The organism is Pseudovibrio exalbescens DSM 16456, from assembly GCF_000422785.1.
GTDB classification, from domain to species: domain Bacteria; phylum Pseudomonadota; class Alphaproteobacteria; order Rhizobiales; family Stappiaceae; genus Pseudovibrio; species Pseudovibrio exalbescens.
The window spans coordinates 111,647-127,645 of record NZ_KE383920.1; the positions used below are offsets into that span (position 1 = coordinate 111,647).

Genomic DNA, 15,999 nt, shown 5'->3' on the forward strand with positions numbered 1-15,999 from the left:
CTCATCGGCGCCTGTTTTCGTCAGGCCGCCGTCTGTACCACCGGGACAAGGTGACCGAACCCGCCGAAATCTGGTTTGTATGGATTGATGCGGTTACCATCGAAACTGTTGGTGCCTTGCGGCCGGAACTGGGCAAGATTCCAGTTGTAGCTCTCATAAAACTGCTGATGGTCGCGGTAGCCGGTGGATTCGCTCAGCCATGCGAACGCCACAAGCTGGTCGTCCAGCAAGTTCTGGCAGATCAAACCGCTTCCATAGACCCCGGGTCGATAGACCGGCAACGCGTCCTTTTCCGCAAGAGCTTTGTTTACCGCCTGAAAATAAGGTCGGATCCGGTTTACATAGTCGTCTTCACTGGCGTCATAGTCTACCGCAAAGTAGATCGCGGTATGGGGTGGTTGTCCCACCAGAGTGGCTGCCTGCTGACGGGCCAACTGGGCGTTTTCCGTGCCCAGTGTCGCGTTGAAATCTGCCGGCTGGTTCTGGGCATCTTGATACACAGTGAAGATATCAAGCCCCATGGACAGGATGTTTTCCGCTTCACTCCGGTCTATGCGTTTCCAGGAGCTCTTCGATAGATAGCGGCCCACTGCAACGATGTTGTGTTTGGTGTACCACGCTGCGGGTTGGGACAGGTCGGTTGTCGTGTCGATGGCAAAACGCTCGGTCATGGGTGCTCTCCTCGCAATCCTTGCAGCATCCGACGACGATCAACACGGCCAGACTGTGAGGCTGGACCTGATGCCATACCTCTCGCTTTACTAATGAAATCGTTAGAGTTTTAACCTGTGGCTGGAGGCAGCGGCCCGCCGGGGTCTGCGTGAAATCCGGCGATCGACTGCCTTAAAGCGGCAGGCGCACCGTGACAACCAGCCCGGTACGATCAGTCCTGTTCGCCAGCGCGATGGTGCCGCCGTGGGCATGAATGATGCTCCTGCAGATCGCCAGACCCAGCCCTATGCCACCTGTCTCTTCACTGCGGGATTCTTCAATCCGGACAAACGGTTCGAATACTTCGGTCAGCTTGTCCTCGGGAATGCCAGGCCCCTCATCGCAAATGGACACCTCAACTTGTCCCTCAATTTTGCGCAGGCGGATCTGTGCCTTCCCGCCGTAACGCACGGCGTTGTCTATGATGTTGCGAAATGCGCGTTTCAGGGCCATAGGGCGGCAGGAAATAACGATGCGCTCATCAGTTGTTGCATGCACATCTTGCCCCATGTCTTCATAGTCAACGGCAATGCTGTCTAACAGTCCGCCAAGGTCCAGTTGTTTGGCAGGTTCGGTTTTTGCCTCGTCTCGGGCGAAGGCCAGAGTGGCTTCTGTCATGGCTTGCATTTCGTCCAGTGTAGCGATCATGCGCTCCCGGTCCTCATCATCCTCAATGAACTCGGCCCGGATCCGCAATGAGGTGATTGGGGTGCGCAAGTCGTGACTGATGGCGGCCAGCATTCGGGTTCGATCCCGCACAAAGCGGGTCAGACGGTTCTGCATTTCGTTGAATGCACGGGTCACCTGCCGAACCTCCAACGGCCCGCGTTCAGGAAGGGCAGGCACTTCATTGCCACGACCCAATTGCTCGGCGGAGCTGGATAGCGCACGCAAGGGTCGGGTGAGCCAGGACACGAACAGCCATACAATGATGATGATCAGCAGCCCCATCAGCACGATCGGGAGCAGAACCGGCAACAGAGGGCGGGGTGGCAGATCGAAGTTGCTCTGAAAGTTCAGCCAATCCCCAGTATTGAGGCGGATGGAGGCATAAAGGGTTGCTCCTTCGATACCGTCAAACCGGCGCAACATGCGCTCATGGGAAAACCGGCGACCGTGCATGGTGTGCCGGTCGTCAGAGCGGCGAAAGCCATCGTCGTCGTCATCATCGTCAAAGCGTCGGCGGTCGAAGGTTGGCGCAGGTTCCTTGGCGTCGCGATAGTCCACCGCCACCCGCACATCATGGTTGTCTTGCAGACGTCGCTTGAGATACCCGAACAATGCTTTGGCCAGGCGGTTGTCATCCGTAGAGGCGACCAGCGGGGTCTCCGCCAGATAGTACTGAGTGCTATTGTTGGAAATTGCACGCAACACGCCCGGATGCAAACTGCGCGGGGTTTCTTCTATAACCTGCACGATGCTGGCTGTCCGCCACAAGGCATTATCACGCGCCATGCCGATAATGGCCATGCGTCGCTCATCTGTGAACAGATAAAAGCTCACCGTCTGGCTGATCACTAGCGCAACCAGCAACAGCAAAATCAGTTGTGTGGCAATCCGTTGCGGATAGAGGCGGCGCAATAGCTTCATCCATCGGGCTCCGTGACCTCAGCTGTAAACGTGTAGCCACCGCCCCAAACGGTTTTGATCAGGGTCGGGTTCTTGGCATCCGTCTCGATCTTGCGACGCAAGCGAGATACTTGATTGTCTATGGACCGATCGAAAATCGCCGGTGTGCGCCCACTGGTCAGGTCAAGCAACTGATCCCGAGACAACACCATCTTGGGTCGTTTCAAAAACGCCACCAACAGCTGATACTCGCCGGTGGAAAGCGGAACCATAACCCCGTCTGGTGCCGTCAGTTCGCGCCGGTTCACATCCAGCACCCAGCCCTCGAAAGCCAGTTGCTCGGTGTCAATGGGATCTCGGGATTTCGGCACGTTGGAGACCCGGCGAAGCACGGCGCGAATGCGCGCCAATAGTTCCCGCGGGTTGAAAGGTTTGGTCACGTAGTCATCTGCACCGATTTCCAGGCCCACCACCCGGTCGGTGTCCTCGGCCATGGCGGTCAACAAAATGACAGGGGCTTGATTGGTTTCGACCAGATGTCGGCAAAGGGACAGGCCGTCTTCACCGGGCATCATGATGTCCAGCACAACCAGGTTGATTGAGGCGGCCTTCAGCACTTGCCGGGCCTGTGATGCGCTCTCAGCCACGGTCGTGCGAAAACCATTCTTGGTCAGATAACGCGCCAGACTTTCACGAATGTCGCGGTGATCATCAACAATCAGAATGTGCGGACTGGGGTCTGCCATGGCAATGATCCGATCCTGAGCTTCTTTTGTGAGTGTTTCTAATGTGTGTTTAGCACTGAAAATACAATGGCCAGTGCAAAACCTGTAACAGAGTGTATCAGCGCACCGCTCTTATCACAGGTTGGTACACTTTGACGTGATTCCGGAGGTTTTTCTGCGACAATTGAGGGCTACGTTGAGGTCATCGAAACACAACGAGGCGTGTTTCCCGCATGAACCCCAAAGGAGTTGCCCCATGAAAACCTCTCGTAAAATAGCTGCTTCCGCTCTTGTCTTGGCAATGGCTGGAACCACCTTGAGCCCGGCATTTGCCTTCCCCGCCGGCGGACCCGGTATGGGCATGAATGGCGGCGCACGCGGTGCAGGACCCATGCAAATGTTCGACCGGTTTGACGGTAATGGCGATGGCACGATCACCCGCGACGAAATGACAACAGCCATACAGGAGCAAATCGAAGCCGCTGATACTACAGGGTCTGGCGATCTGACGCTGGATGAGTGGAAAGTGGCGTTTGCCGACCGGGCGCAGTATCCGCAGGTGCGCATGTTCCAGCGTTTTGATGCCAATGGTGATGGTCAGATCACCAAGGACGAGTTTCTAGCCGCCGCAGACCGCATGTCTCAGCGCCGTGGCCCTTCTGGTCCACGTGCCGATCGTTGGGATGACGATGACGACCGCCGTGGTCAACGCGCTGGCCGCTGGGATGACGATGATGACCGCCGGGGTCAACGCGCTGGCCGCTGGGATAACGATGACGACCGTCGGGGTCAACGTGCAGGTCGGTGGTCAGATGATGACGATTGTTATCCGCGCCGTGGCCATGGCATGAAGGGACATCATTCCCGAATGGGTCATGGTCCTCGGGCCGGGTTCGGCGGACAGATGTTTGCCAATATTGATACAAATGGCGACCGTCAACTCTCCGCTGCTGAACTGGGCGCGTATGCCGATACCATCTTCGCTGATGGGCCAATCGATCTCGACGGTTTCAAGGCAGTTTGGGCCAAGTGGTCAGAGCCGATGATGGTGCGTTCCTTCCAGCGTATGGACGCAAACGGAGACCTCAAGGTAACCGCAGAGGAAATGTCTCAGCGCGCAACCTGGATGTTTGATCGCATGGATCGCGATGGTGATGGAGCCATCAACAAGGCCGATCTTGGAAAGATGATGCAGCAGCGCCGTGATTGGGATGGCAAGCGCGGTGGTTGGGGATCTGATGATGGTCGCCGTGGTCCGGGCGGTGGTCAAGGTCCACGCGATGGCAGTGGTACTGGCCCGCGCAACGGCAATGGTCCCAACAACAACTAGGACTGCCGAAAACGGATTTCTCCTAGAAAATGGGCGGCTCAGTGAGCCGCCCATTCGAGTTTCAAGAGGATACTCAGGCCTTCTGCGGCTCTGGTTCCACCGGTTCACCATCGAAGGTATGGTCGTAGTCCACTGCGATGCCGTATTTCGGATCTTCCAGTACGGAGATTTCAACCATGTTGCCCGCCTTTTTCAGCAGCTTCTTGCAGTCCGGTGACAAGTGGCGCAGGTGTAGTGTCTTGCCCTGCTGGATGTAGCGGCTTGCCATGTTGTCGATGGCCTGCAGTCCGGAATGATCCACGACGCGGGAGTTGATGAAGTCCACAATCACATCATCCGGGTCTGTTTCCGGGGAGAAGATCTCCTGAAAGCCGGTAGCAGAGCCAAAGAACAGCGGGCCTTCGAGCACGTAGACCTTTTGGCCGTCTTCGTTGATAGACGTGCGGGCGTTGATGCGCTTGGAGGCGTTCCACGCATAGGCAAGCGCGGAGATGATGACGCCCACGACAACTGCCACGGCAAGGTCTTCCAAAACGGTCACGCCGGTCACCATGGCGATGACGATTGCATCTGTCCGCGGAATTTTGGTCATGATCTTGAAGGTGTTCCACGCAAATGTGCCCACCACCACCATGAACATCACGCCTACGAGCGCTGCCATTGGGATCTGTTCGATCAGCGGTGAGGCGAACAGAATGAACACCAGCAGAAACAGGGCAGCGGTAATCCCGGCAATGCGAGTCCGTGCACCGGATTTCACGTTGATCATGGACTGGCCGATCATGGCACAGCCCCCCATGCCACCGAAGAAACCGGTCACCACGTTTGCAGCGCCCTGAGCCACACACTCCTTGGACGCGCCGCCCTTTGTGTTGGTCATTTCTGCTACAAGGTTCAGCGTCAAAAGGCTTTCAATCAACCCGATCGCCGCCAGAATGAGCGCGTACGGGAAGATGATCTGCAAGGTCTCGAGGTCTAGCGGTACCATTGGAATATGGAACTGGGGCAGACCGCCCGCGATGGAGGCCATGTCACCAACAGCACGCACGTCCAGACCCAGACCAATCACCAGGACAGACACCACAACAATACCGGCCAACGGGGCAGGAATGGCAGAGGTGACCTTCGGTGTGACCCATATGACGAACATGGTCAGAGCAATCAGGCCCAGCATCAGATAGAGCTGCATGCCCTCCATCCAGACCATGTTACCGCCAGGAGCTTCCACTTGGAACTGCTCGAACTGAGCCAGAAAAATCACGATGGCAAGACCATTGACGAAGCCGAGCATGACCGGATGCGGCACCATGCGCATGAATTTACCCCAGCGCAGCAGGCCAAAGATGATCTGCAAGATGCCCATCAGCACCACGGTTGCAAACAGGTATTCCACTCCGTGCTGGGTGACCAACGATACCATGACAACGGCCAGAGCGCCGGTCGCGCCGGAGATCATGCCCGGTCGTCCGCCAAATACGGCGGTAATTATCCCCACGATGAAGGCGGCATATAGCCCCACAAGTGGATGCACCTGAGCGACAAAGGCAAAGGCAACGGCCTCTGGAACCAAAGCGAGAGCAACGGTAAGGCCGGCGAGAATTTCGGTTTTGTACAAGTTCAGCCAACTGCCACGTTTTCCGGGCGCAAGAACTTCTGAGGACGAGTGCAAATGCACCTCCTTATCAAATTGGTTTCAGTTGTCGATTTGGGAGCGACGATCAAGCCGGCGTACGTCTGCCTTAAACTCGGCACGCGATCAAGTATATAAATTTGGAATGACTATAAATCATGCACCCATTGCTAGGAACAGGCAGAAAGCATACCTAGTATGCAGAAATGTGACTGCTGTATTCACCGTTATGACATTGTTCAATAGTTCAACTTGCGCCAACAGTCGAAAAATGATCCCTAGCGGCAACCGGAGGGCGGACCTATAGCACAGGCTCGCATGAAACAAAAGCCATCGCGCAGTTAGGCAGCCTTGGGCTCGGCGCAAGGCCAGGCACCAATGAGGCGCGCGGAAAAACGGCAAGGGGAGGGCACATGAAACCGACAAATCCGGTATTTACGGGAGTGGAGACCACCATTTTCGAGCGCATGTCCCGGCTTGCCAAGGATCACGACGCGGTCAATCTGGGGCAGGGCTTCCCAGATGTCGATGGTCCGGCGGATCTGGTGGAAGCTGCAGCGCAGGCCCTGCGCACGGGTCAGAACCAGTATCCCCCCATGTTGGGACTGCCGGAACTGCGCAAGGCCGTCGCTGACACCAACAAGCGATTTTATGATTTAGATGTGGATTGGCAGCGCGAGGTCATGGTTACCTCGGGCGCGACCGAGGCTCTGGCGGATTCCATTCTCGCGCTGATCGAGCCGGGAGATGAGGTCATCCTCATTGAACCCTTGTACGATTGCTATCTGCCCATGGTCCAGCGGGCCGGCGGTGTGGTTGTATCCGTACGCCTCACGCCGCCGAACTGGAAGCTGGATGTGGCGGCTTTGGCGCGCGCGTTCACCGAGAATACCAAGGCGGTTCTGATCAATAATCCCATGAACCCGTGCGCCAAGGTGTTCAGCGATGGCGAACTGAGCGAAATTGCCCGGCTGTGCGTGGAGAACGACTGCTACGCCATTTGCGATGAGGTCTATGAACATCTGGTGTTCGAAGGTCATCAGCACCGGCCACTGATGAGCTACGAGGGTATGCGGGATCGGTGCGTGCGCATCGGGTCGGCGGGCAAAACGTTTTCTTTCACGGGCTGGAAGGTGGGCTACATTACCGCCAGCGCCAATTTGCTGGAGCCAATTGCCAAGGCGCATCAGTTTGTCACTTTCACCACGCCGCCCAACTTGCAACAGGCCGTCGCCACTGGGCTGGCCAAGGACGACGCCTATTATGCGGGCCTTGCGCAGGATTTGCAGAAAAAGCGAGATCGGATTGCCGGCGACCTGGCCTCGCTTGGGTTTCGTGTGTTGCCCTGTGACGGCACCTATTTCGTGACCGTGGATGCAAGTCCGTTGGGGCTGGAAGGCAGCGATCAGGATATATGCCTGCGTATGGTTCAGGAAGCGGGCGTGGCGGCGGTGCCGGTTTCGGCATTTTATGTGGCTGAAGCACCCACGAACTGCATCCGGTTTTGTTTTTGCAAACAGGATGCGGTATTGACGGAGGCAATAGCCCGTTTGTCCGCGTGGCTTGAGGGCCTGAAAGGGGTGGATCGCGACGCTGCCAGCGCCGGGTGATCCCTCGTATTTTGATCGCCAACGCTGAAGGTAAACTGCTTCATGGATAATCCGGTATTGGTCGAAGTCACCCGTGGTGGTCTCGTTGAGAGCCGGCACCGGGGTTCTCTTGCCATTGTGGATGCGAACGGAAAGCTCGTGTTCGGTGTTGGCGATGTGACCCAAGGCGTCTTTCCCCGGTCAGCCATCAAGGCCTTGCAGGCTCTTCCTTTGGTGGAATCCGGTGCAGCCGAAGCGCTGGATTACGATGAGGCCGAACTGGCTCTGGCCTGCGCCTCTCATAATGGCGAAGCGGTTCATGCCAATACGGCGCGCGTCATGCTTATGAAGGCGGGCCTGTCTGAAGAAGCGCTTCTGTGCGGCCCGCAATGGCCGCGCCACATGGACGATGCGGCCGATCTCATTCTTCATGAGGAAGGGCCGTGTGCTCTGCACAACAATTGCTCGGGCAAACACGCCGGCTTTCTGGGTTTGGCCCGCACGCTTGGCCTGTCCACAAACAACTACATTGACTACGATCACCCCGTGCAGCAGGAAATTCGTGCTGTGCTGGAAGGCATGACCGGGCAGATCATCGGACATGACGTTTGTGGAACAGATGGCTGTTCCATCCCCACCTACGCTCTGCAACTGGACAAGACCGCGCTTGCTTTTGCCCGGTTTGCGACCGGTGAGGGATTGGAACCTGTCCGTGCCAAGGCGGCTGAAACCCTTTACGAGGCTTGCGTCAACGCGCCCTACATGGTGGCGGGCAAGCAGCGCTTCTGCTCGGACGTCATGGAGGCGTTCGAAGGGCGCGTGTTCGTGAAGACAGGGGCCGAGGGCGTGTTCTGTGCCGCACTGCCGGAGCTTGGCTATGGCATTGCCCTGAAATGTGATGATGGTGCCACCCGTGGGGCGGAGGTCATCATGGCCGGTGTCATCAATCAGCTGCTGGAAACCAACAAGCAGGAGGAAAAGGCTCTGGAGCCCTATCTGCACCAGCGCCTCCTGAACCGCCGGGACATTCATGTGGGTGATGTCAGGCCCGTGTCGGATTTCGCAGCGCTGTTGCGCGGCAGTTAAATCGGCACCGCTGGCGCGTTGATCCGCTGATTGTCTCGAAGGGTAAGGCGCGGCCATTGCTCTGCGCCGCTCTCGGTCAGGTCGCCGCTCACTGGCGTTGCCCATTTGTGAGCAACAATTGCGCCATCCTTGGTGTTTTCAAACAGGTTCTGCGTGATCATGGCCGTTCCTGCGCCCTGCGCGACGCTGACCGCCATGCCGATGGGCGTTTGACGGATCACATTTTGAGAGGCAATCACATTGCGCAGGTAGGGTCCCCAACCCACGACCATTCCAATGGTTTCGGCGTTTTCAATCACGTTGCCGGTCACGCTGGTGTCTGCCTCTGCCTGAATGCCAATGCCAAAGGCCAGGCCCTCCGGGGCATAAGGGGCCTTGTTGACCAGATTGCGAATGATATTGCCGGAACAAACCGACAGCCGCCCGCCGTGATCCATGTTGGTGATGGAAATGCCGACAGCTGCTCCATCCACGATGTTGCCCGTAATCAACGCACCTTCAAAGGCGAACTCGGAAAAAATCGCCACTTCTCCGGAGCGCAGGCATGTATTGCCTCGGATTTGCAGGTTGGATGCGGAGTTGCCGCGAATGGCGGTAAATGCACAGTCACTGATGCTGTTATCCGCCACAATCACATTGTCGGCCTTAAACACATTCACGCCGTTGCCGTTCTGGCCCGTGCCCCCATCGCGCGCGGCAATCCGCTCAATTCGATTGCCGCGAATATGGGTGCCGTCCGCTCCCTTTGACCAGCGATGCACGAGAATGCCGCCGTTAGCGCAGTCATGAACCGCGTTGTTGAGGATGGTGAGACCTGAGGCGTTCATTGACATCAATCCTGCGTCTGCGGCGCCGGACAAGGTGCAGCCACTTACAGTGCCGCCACAGGCCTCCAATGCCACGGCACTGGCGGTGCTGCCACGCACAGTCAGCCCGCGCAGGGTCAGGTCTGTCACCTGTGTCAAATCAAGAAGCCCGCGAAACTGTTCGGAAATGGGACGCTTGCCACCGTCCAGTTCCAGGTCCTGCAATTGCACATGGCGTGCATCACGCGCCACGATCAGGGTTTCATCTCCCGTAAACACCAGCCGCGTGCGTCCCGGCACGCCCACCAGGCAGCAGCCTGAGGGCAGTGTCAGCCTCCCAACTTTGTACGTGCCAGCGGGCAAGAACAGCACTTTGCCCTCGCGTGCGGTTCGCTCAAGCGCCTGCTGCAGTGCACCTGTCTGATCCCGCGTCTTGTGTGGGCGAACGCTATGTGTGGAGGCATTCAGTGTTCCGCGCAGGTCCGCAAGTTGAAAACTTGGCGCGGGCTGGGCCAAGGCGTTGGATGTGGCAAGACTGGCCACGCCCGCCGCGCCAAAGCGTAAAAAACCGCGTCTGGAAATGGTTTTTGAACCAAGGGATTTGGAAGAAAACGACATGAAAAACGCCCCAAAAGAACTATCGAAGACTACCAATCAAGATCCATGCCGAACTATCTGTGCCATTTCAGGTCATGAGAGAGGAGGGGTGACATAGGAGGTGTTTTCTTTTTCTTATCCGCTCACGGCTGGACATCATACGCATTTTCACTTATCACGCGTGTGAACAAAAGAGGACCTCTCCAAATGGCCGCCGTCTCTCCCATCCTGCTGGCTCTGTTCAGCTGGTCCATTCTGCTGGTCGTCTCCCGCGCCATTCTTGTCGAAACCGGCCTTGATCCATGGCTTTTCACATTCCTGCAAATGATGGCGGGCGGTCTCATTCTCATGGTTCTTGGTGGGTGGCGGCAGATCGGGCTGTCTGCGCTGAAAGACCCTTTCACTTGGGGCTTTGGCGTGCTGCGTGTTTTGACAGCCGCTTTTTTTACGGCAGCTCTCGTTCACACCACGGCCGCAAACGCCAGCTTTGTCGGCATCATCGTGGTCCCCCTTTCCATGGCAGTGTTGTTTGCTTGCGGGTTCCGTCAGCCGACCCTGCGCGAATTGCCGGGGCAGCTCATCGTTCTCGCAGGTCTTTGGGTCGTGGTCATCGGGCTGGAGGGCGGGTTCACCAATCCTGCGCTGGTTTACATGGTGCTTTCAGAGATTTGTGTGGTCCTTGCAACCTTGATCTCTGAACTTCATCCCATGAACCAGACCGAAGACACGCGTCAGCGCGCCGGGCTGACCGGCGTCATGCTGTTTGCTGCGTCCATCTGCATGCTTGGTGGAGCCATTGCTCTGTCGCTCATTGGGGCCGCGCTGCCAACTCTTGCAAAGGCGCTGCCAGCCGCACCAGAGTGGATCGGTACGCCCTCCTTGCTGCTGGATCCAACGCTCTGGATCGCCGCCATCCTGGTCGGCGCGCTGTTGCGCGGAACCTCCCAGTTCCTGTCCTTGCGCGCAGTCTATCGGGTGGGCACCGAAAACTATCTGGCGGGCATTGCAGCCCTGCCGTTCATGTCGCTTGGCCTTGAGTTCCTGTTCTTTCAGTTGGGGCTCATCGATAGGTTCGTGTTTGCATGGCAGACGGTCCTCGGCGGTATCATCATGACAAGCGGATCCCTCTTGGTGCTTTTTTCTCGTCGGCACACGGCCATGAGTATCGCGCGCGCCCGTTAATGGTGCGGTCGTAAGGCCCTTACAACACACTCCCCCGTCATTCCGGCCTCCGAGCCGGGGTCCAGTAAGGCGGCAGCCGCATCCTCCGTGCCATGTTGCTCTGGATGCCGGATCAGGTTCGGCATGACATCCGATGGTTGGGCGAGATGCCGGAGGTAGTAAAGCCACGTTTCATCCAAGGTGAATGAGACCAAAAACCTCACAGCACACTCCACCGTCACCCCGGCCTTTGAGCCGGGGTCCAGTAAGGCGGCAGCCGCATTCTCCGTGCCATGCTGTTCTGAATGCCGGATCAGGTCCGGCATGACATCCGGTGCGAGGTGTTGGCACTCGCTCTTCCAGTGCTGGATCCCGGATCTGCGCTGCGCTGGTCCGGGATGACATTCGATGGTTGGGCGAGAGGCCAGAGGTTGCAAAGCCACATTTTATTCAAGGTGAGTGAGACCAAAAAACCTCACAACACACTCCCCGTCACCCCGGCCTCCGAGCCGGGGTCCAGTAAGGCGGCAGCCGCATTCTCCGTGCCATGCTGCTCTGGATGCCGGATCCAGCCCGGCATGACATCGGTGCGAGGTGTTGGCACTCGCTCTTCCAGTGCTGGATCCCGGATCTGCGCTGCGCTGGTCCGGGATGACATCCGCGATGATCCGGTGTGGCGGTATCGTCGCGAAGCATTTTCACGCGGTCACAAGTGAGGCCCAGAGACCTATCGTCCATCCCACTTCCGTCATTCCGGCCTCCGAGCCGGGGTCCAGTAAGGCGGCAGCCGCATTCTCCGTGCCATGCTGCTCTGGATGCCGGATCAAGTCCGGCATGACATCTTCCGCTTCAGAGTTCGACCCCAAACGCCTCTGCCAGTTGGCGCGCCGCAAGAGTGGCGGGCATGCGGCCCTCACGCACGGCGGCTTCCACGTCCGGCAGCAGAGCTTTTACACTGCCGTTGGTGCGCAACGCTTCCAAAAGGCGCTCTTGTAAAAGGCTCCACATCCACGCCACCTGCTGTGTGGCCCGCTTTTCCTGAAACTCGCCTGTCGCCGTCATGCGGTCCCTAAACGTGAGGATTTGCTCCCACATCTCATCCAGACGCTCATTGGCCAACCCGGAGATCGTCATTACCGGGGGGCTCCACGTTTTTGAGCGCGGGGCCAAAATGTTGAGCGCCGCCCGGTATTCCGAGGCTGCCGCGCGGGCCCGCACCGCGCCTTCACCATCTGCCTTGTTCACGGCGATCATATCGGCAATTTCCAGAACACCTTTCTTGATGCCCTGCAACTCATCCCCAGCCCCAGGCAACATCAAGACTAGGAAGAAGTCCACCATCTGCGCCACGGTGGTTTCCGATTGGCCAATCCCAACAGTTTCCACCAGAATGACGTCAAAACCGGCGGCTTCGCATAACAGCATGGATTCGCGCGTTTTGGCCGCCACACCGCCCAGCGTGCCTGCCGAAGGAGAGGGGCGGATATAGGCATTGCGGTCCACCGCCAGCCGCGCCATGCGCGTCTTGTCGCCCAATATGGAACCACCGGTGCGGGTGGACGTGGGATCGACGGCCAGCACTGCCACCTTGTGGCCTGCGGCCGTCAGATTGCTACCAAAGGTATCAATCGTTGTAGACTTTCCAACCCCCGGCACACCGGTAATGCCTATACGCAGTGCTCGGCCTGTGCGGTCCATGAGGCGGGACACCAATGCCTCAGCCTGTCGGCGATGGCTGGACCGGCGAGATTCCACCAGAGTAATGGCACGGGCCAAGGCAGCGCGCTTGCCGGCTACCAGTCCCTGCGCCAGATCATCAATGTTGTCTCTTGGCTTGGAGGATGTATTTGCCATGAAAGCGACGGTCAGCGATAACGCACTGCGGTGCCGGTAGCCGTGACCATCAGCATGGAGCCGTTGCTGCCAACAGTTTCATAGTCGATATCAACCCCAATCACGGCGTTGGCGCCCATTTGTTGTGCCTCATCACACATTTCCTGAATGGCAATCTGACGGGCACGCAGCAACTCGTCTTCGTAGGCAGCCGAACGCCCGCCCACAATATCACGAATACCTGCAAACAAGTCCTTGAACACATTGGCGCCCAAAATGGCTTCGCCGTGCACCATGCCATGGTATTGTTCAATCTCATGCCCCTGCAGGCTACTGGTAGTTGTGGTCAACATGCGGCTTTCTCCCTTTGGTCTCTATTGCATATACGCAGAGTCGCTCGGATTTCAAAGCGCGGTCCTGCCGGGCCAGCGTGAGGTGCGGGCCTTCAGCGGCAGTTCCGCAAATGTGGCGGAACTGGCCCCGCGTTCAAGCGCACCTCGCGGGGAACACCCATTTCATCCAGAAATCCCTTGAGGCCCGTCAGCCCGGCAATCTCGCGCTGAATGATAACATGCCACAAGGCTTCACCAGCTTGAGCCTGCAAGAGGGCATGAGTGTGTGCGCAGGCTTGAGGCCCCTTGGCTTCTTCAGCCGCCAAATGCGCCAAGGCGGCCTCCAGCTTCTTGTTGAGGCGAGACAAGGTTCCAATCTTTTCCGAAAGGATCTCTTGTTCCAATGCCTCGGAAAGCGGATCTGCTTGCTTTTTGGGAGCCAGAATCTGAGGTGGACGCACGAACATGGGTCAGGCTTCTCCCGGGCTTGTGGGGCGCAGGTGGTGGTTTGTGCCGCCACCATAAGCACTGAACGCCCGGGAGAAAAGAGTTCTCGGACCAAGACTACCCGACCGAACTCCCCAATGCCGCCACTAGGAAGATCGGTCGGGCAGCGGGCAAAAGAACTCACACACGAGACCCAGGATGGCTCACCGGTCTGAGGGCGCGCTCAGGATTCCAGCGGCAGATAGATGTCGGTTACCAGTTCGTTGGCTGGTGTGTCTTGGGGGGCATTGACGTACACCTCAAAGCTGGGGCTGTTGCGCGCTTCATGCCCTGAGGCTGGTAACCATTCGCCAAACAGGTAGGTGTAAGCCGCGTGAAGGCCAGCATAGGGACCCACGTGGCGAAGAACCGCGTGAGGACCAGAGGGCAGATCCACCGGCTCCAGCCCGCCGGTCATTTCCACCGAGGCAGGCACCACCATTCCCGCCACGGAGCGCAGGTTTGGTTCAGCGACGGCCTCTGGATCGTCAAAGTATACGCCGATAGCCTCACCCGATACGGGCCACAACTGCCGACTGGTGAAGATTGCGGCCAGTTTGTCGAAGGCCTCTCCGATCTTCATGTAATCGCCTTGATGGGGGATTGCGGCAAGATGCCGGGCTGGTTCGTCTTTTATGCTGACTTCATACATGGCAACAGGTCCCTGTTTGGTGAGGCCAAGTGAGGGAACGCGTGTTCCCGTCTTGCGAAACACACCCGGTGAGCAGGCAAAACCGGCCTTGAACGCCCGATTGAAGCTCTGGACGCTGGGATAGCCGCATTTCACGGCAATTGTTTCGATGGCCTCCTCAGACTGCAACAAATATCCCGCGGCTCGGCACAGCCGGATCCGCCGGATCGCATTGGCCAACGTTTCACCAGTCATGGAATGGTAGACCCGGTGCCAGTGAAACCGAGACATGCAGGCAACATCTGCCAGTGTGTCGAGGGACAAGTCGCCCTCAAGATTGGCATAAATGTACTGCACCACACGCAGCATCCGGGCCTCATAGGCCGTTTGGGTTGGTGTGTGGTGAGATGGCATGGACTTGGTTTGCACTGGGTCGGCTCCCTTGCTGATGCCCGTGGCTTGAGGTTTTTAAATCATAAACGCCATGAACAAATCTTGCTGAACCCTATCATATCCCCACGCAGGGGCGAGACGGGCAAAGCAAGGTGGCGACAGGGCGTTTGCGATGATCACGATCGCGTGATTTTCTAGCCCGCCATATGGCCAGATACACAGCACCTCCCTACCGTACTTACATTGATGACGCAGGGAGAGGTTGAATGGTTCGGCGCTGGCTTTGCTTTTTGATTGCAATGGTATTCATGGTGCCTACGTCCTTATCGGCGTTGAATGCGGAAGAACTGGACCTTGAACTTGTTCTGTTGGCCGATGCCACGGGATCGATCGACACGGCAGAGATCCGTTTTCAACGCCAGGGCTACGCTGATGCCATCACGGACCCGGCAGTGATCTCCGCCATTAAAGGCAACATCTATGGCAAGATAGCCGTCACTTACATTGAGTGGGGCAGCGTTGGCTCGCAAGATGTCGTCGTGGACTGGATGGTGATTGATGGTCCCGAAACCGCACAAACCTTTGCCACACGCTTGATGGAACCGCCGCGCCGCGCATTCGGCAGCAATGCCATTGGGGATGCCCTCCTTTTTGCCAAGCAACGGATTGATTCCAATACCTTTCAGGGGTTGCGCCGTGTGATCGACTTGTCAGCGGATAGTGCCACCAACTTCAACGGACCGCCCATTGGCCCGGCACGGCAACAAGTGATCGATGCCGGCATCATCATCAACGGGCTGGCCGTCCTGTGCCGCCATTGCTCCGGTCGCCCGGCTGGGTACGACCTTGAAGCCGCATTTGCCCAGCGGATCATTGGTGGTCCGGGCTCTTTTGTCGTGACCGCCGATAGTCGGGAAACCTTTGCCGATGCGGTGCGCCGCAAGCTCATTCTGGAAATTGCCGGGATCACACCCAAGCGGCGCATAGTCCGGCTGGACTGATAGTCTGTGTCCTTCAACCCCTCTCATCCCCACGGATGTCATGCCGGACTTGATCCGGCATCCAGAGCAACATGGCACGGAGGATGTGCTTGCCACAGCACTGGACCCCGGCTCGGGGG

17 protein-coding genes are annotated in these 15,999 nt (G+C 57.8%); 5 read left to right on the top strand and 12 right to left on the bottom strand.

Annotated features, from left to right (window positions below; translation table 11 throughout):
* Positions 1 to 20: 20 nt before the first annotated feature.
* The 3 genes from G512_RS21930 to G512_RS0119185 all read right to left on the bottom strand — a co-directional run bounded on the left by G512_RS21930 (position 21) and on the right by G512_RS0119185 (position 3,026).
* Complete coding sequence (locus G512_RS21930; RefSeq protein WP_051269727.1) at positions 21 to 671, bottom strand: DUF1906 domain-containing protein; 651 nt, start codon at positions 669 to 671, stop codon at positions 21 to 23.
* Between the two features lie 172 nt (positions 672 to 843).
* A complete protein-coding gene (locus G512_RS0119180; protein ID WP_028483102.1) occupies positions 844 to 2,301 on the bottom strand; it encodes an ATP-binding protein in 1,458 nt (485 codons plus the stop codon).
* Entirely contained in the window at positions 2,298 to 3,026 is a 729-nt protein-coding gene (locus tag G512_RS0119185; protein WP_028483103.1) for a response regulator, read from the bottom strand. Before G512_RS0119185 ends, G512_RS0119180 begins: the two co-directional genes overlap by 4 nt.
* 235 nt (positions 3,027 to 3,261) lie before the next feature.
* Here G512_RS0119185 and G512_RS21935 point away from each other — a divergent pair, with 235 nt between their 5' ends.
* Complete coding sequence (locus G512_RS21935) at positions 3,262 to 4,335, top strand: EF-hand domain-containing protein (protein ID WP_051269729.1); 1,074 nt, start codon at positions 3,262 to 3,264, stop codon at positions 4,333 to 4,335.
* A gap of 73 nt (positions 4,336 to 4,408) precedes the next feature.
* On the opposite strand, the gene G512_RS0119195 is transcribed toward G512_RS21935, so the two are convergent.
* A complete protein-coding gene (locus G512_RS0119195) occupies positions 4,409 to 5,956 on the bottom strand; it encodes a SulP family inorganic anion transporter (RefSeq protein ID WP_028483104.1) in 1,548 nt (515 codons plus the stop codon).
* Between the two features lie 422 nt (positions 5,957 to 6,378).
* Here G512_RS0119195 and G512_RS0119200 point away from each other — a divergent pair, with 422 nt between their 5' ends.
* Both G512_RS0119200 and G512_RS0119205 read left to right on the top strand, forming a co-directional pair.
* Complete coding sequence (locus G512_RS0119200) at positions 6,379 to 7,575, top strand: aminotransferase (protein WP_028483105.1); 1,197 nt, start codon at positions 6,379 to 6,381, stop codon at positions 7,573 to 7,575.
* 42 nt (positions 7,576 to 7,617) lie between these two features.
* Complete coding sequence (locus tag G512_RS0119205; RefSeq protein WP_028483106.1) at positions 7,618 to 8,640, top strand: asparaginase; 1,023 nt, start codon at positions 7,618 to 7,620, stop codon at positions 8,638 to 8,640.
* Here G512_RS0119205 and G512_RS0119210 read toward each other — a convergent pair.
* A complete protein-coding gene (locus G512_RS0119210) occupies positions 8,637 to 10,064 on the bottom strand; it encodes a TIGR03808 family TAT-translocated repetitive protein (RefSeq protein WP_051269732.1) in 1,428 nt (475 codons plus the stop codon). The genes G512_RS0119205 and G512_RS0119210 overlap by 4 nt on opposite strands.
* 186 nt (positions 10,065 to 10,250) lie before the next feature.
* On the opposite strand from G512_RS0119210, the gene G512_RS0119215 reads away from it, so the two are divergent.
* Positions 10,251 to 11,225, top strand: a complete 975-nt coding sequence (locus G512_RS0119215) for an EamA family transporter (RefSeq protein WP_028483108.1) — start codon at positions 10,251 to 10,253, stop codon at positions 11,223 to 11,225.
* On the opposite strand, the gene G512_RS0119220 is transcribed toward G512_RS0119215, so the two are convergent.
* The 7 genes from G512_RS0119220 to G512_RS0119245 form a co-directional block, all read right to left on the bottom strand.
* Positions 11,222 to 11,647 (bottom strand): hypothetical protein, encoded by a 426-nt coding sequence (locus G512_RS0119220; RefSeq protein ID WP_143181322.1) that lies wholly within the window; start codon positions 11,645 to 11,647, stop codon positions 11,222 to 11,224. The two genes, G512_RS0119215 and G512_RS0119220, sit on opposite strands and share 4 nt — an antisense overlap.
* A gap of 32 nt (positions 11,648 to 11,679) precedes the next feature.
* On the bottom strand, positions 11,680 to 11,862 hold the full coding sequence (locus tag G512_RS22690) for a hypothetical protein (RefSeq protein WP_143181323.1): 183 nt from the start codon (positions 11,860 to 11,862) through the stop codon (positions 11,680 to 11,682).
* A 40-nt stretch (positions 11,863 to 11,902) separates the two neighbouring features.
* Complete coding sequence (locus tag G512_RS22695) at positions 11,903 to 12,040, bottom strand: hypothetical protein (protein WP_155943671.1); 138 nt, start codon at positions 12,038 to 12,040, stop codon at positions 11,903 to 11,905.
* A 13-nt stretch (positions 12,041 to 12,053) separates the two neighbouring features.
* A complete protein-coding gene (gene meaB / locus G512_RS0119230; RefSeq protein WP_028483110.1) occupies positions 12,054 to 13,058 on the bottom strand; it encodes a methylmalonyl Co-A mutase-associated GTPase MeaB in 1,005 nt (334 codons plus the stop codon).
* 11 nt (positions 13,059 to 13,069) lie between these two features.
* Positions 13,070 to 13,390 (bottom strand): heavy metal-binding domain-containing protein, encoded by a 321-nt coding sequence (locus G512_RS0119235; protein ID WP_028483111.1) that lies wholly within the window; start codon positions 13,388 to 13,390, stop codon positions 13,070 to 13,072.
* 92 nt (positions 13,391 to 13,482) lie between these two features.
* Positions 13,483 to 13,836, bottom strand: a complete 354-nt coding sequence (locus G512_RS0119240) for a DUF6665 family protein (protein WP_028483112.1) — start codon at positions 13,834 to 13,836, stop codon at positions 13,483 to 13,485.
* A 203-nt stretch (positions 13,837 to 14,039) separates the two neighbouring features.
* A complete protein-coding gene (locus tag G512_RS0119245) occupies positions 14,040 to 14,915 on the bottom strand; it encodes an AraC family transcriptional regulator (protein ID WP_208975083.1) in 876 nt (291 codons plus the stop codon).
* Positions 14,916 to 15,145: 230 nt separating this feature from the next.
* Between G512_RS0119245 and G512_RS21940 the strand changes: the two genes are divergently transcribed.
* Positions 15,146 to 15,880 (top strand): DUF1194 domain-containing protein, encoded by a 735-nt coding sequence (locus G512_RS21940; protein ID WP_036490320.1) that lies wholly within the window; start codon positions 15,146 to 15,148, stop codon positions 15,878 to 15,880.
* Positions 15,881 to 15,999 lie beyond the last annotated feature (119 nt).

Bases quoted from the DNA above. Each gene is read 5' to 3' on its own strand.
- G512_RS0119210 (WP_051269732.1), bottom strand. From the start codon at position 10,064: ATGTCGTTTTCTTCCAAATCCCTTGGTTCAAAAACCATTTCCAGACGC.
- G512_RS21940 (WP_036490320.1), top strand. From the start codon at position 15,146: ATGGTTCGGCGCTGGCTTTGCTTTTTGATTGCAATGGTATTCATGGTG.
- G512_RS0119240 (WP_028483112.1), bottom strand. From the start codon at position 13,836: ATGTTCGTGCGTCCACCTCAGATTCTGGCTCCCAAAAAGCAAGCAGAT.
- G512_RS22690 (WP_143181323.1), bottom strand. From the start codon at position 11,862: ATGTCATCCCGGACCAGCGCAGCGCAGATCCGGGATCCAGCACTGGAA.
- G512_RS21935 (WP_051269729.1), top strand. From the start codon at position 3,262: ATGAAAACCTCTCGTAAAATAGCTGCTTCCGCTCTTGTCTTGGCAATG.
- G512_RS0119205 (WP_028483106.1), top strand. From the start codon at position 7,618: ATGGATAATCCGGTATTGGTCGAAGTCACCCGTGGTGGTCTCGTTGAG.
- meaB (WP_028483110.1), bottom strand. From the start codon at position 13,058: ATGGCAAATACATCCTCCAAGCCAAGAGACAACATTGATGATCTGGCG.
- G512_RS0119180 (WP_028483102.1), bottom strand. From the start codon at position 2,301: ATGAAGCTATTGCGCCGCCTCTATCCGCAACGGATTGCCACACAACTG.
- G512_RS0119200 (WP_028483105.1), top strand. From the start codon at position 6,379: ATGAAACCGACAAATCCGGTATTTACGGGAGTGGAGACCACCATTTTC.
- G512_RS0119215 (WP_028483108.1), top strand. From the start codon at position 10,251: ATGGCCGCCGTCTCTCCCATCCTGCTGGCTCTGTTCAGCTGGTCCATT.
- G512_RS22695 (WP_155943671.1), bottom strand. From the start codon at position 12,040: ATGCCGGACTTGATCCGGCATCCAGAGCAGCATGGCACGGAGAATGCG.
- G512_RS0119235 (WP_028483111.1), bottom strand. From the start codon at position 13,390: ATGTTGACCACAACTACCAGTAGCCTGCAGGGGCATGAGATTGAACAA.
- G512_RS0119185 (WP_028483103.1), bottom strand. From the start codon at position 3,026: ATGGCAGACCCCAGTCCGCACATTCTGATTGTTGATGATCACCGCGAC.
- G512_RS21930 (WP_051269727.1), bottom strand. From the start codon at position 671: ATGACCGAGCGTTTTGCCATCGACACGACAACCGACCTGTCCCAACCC.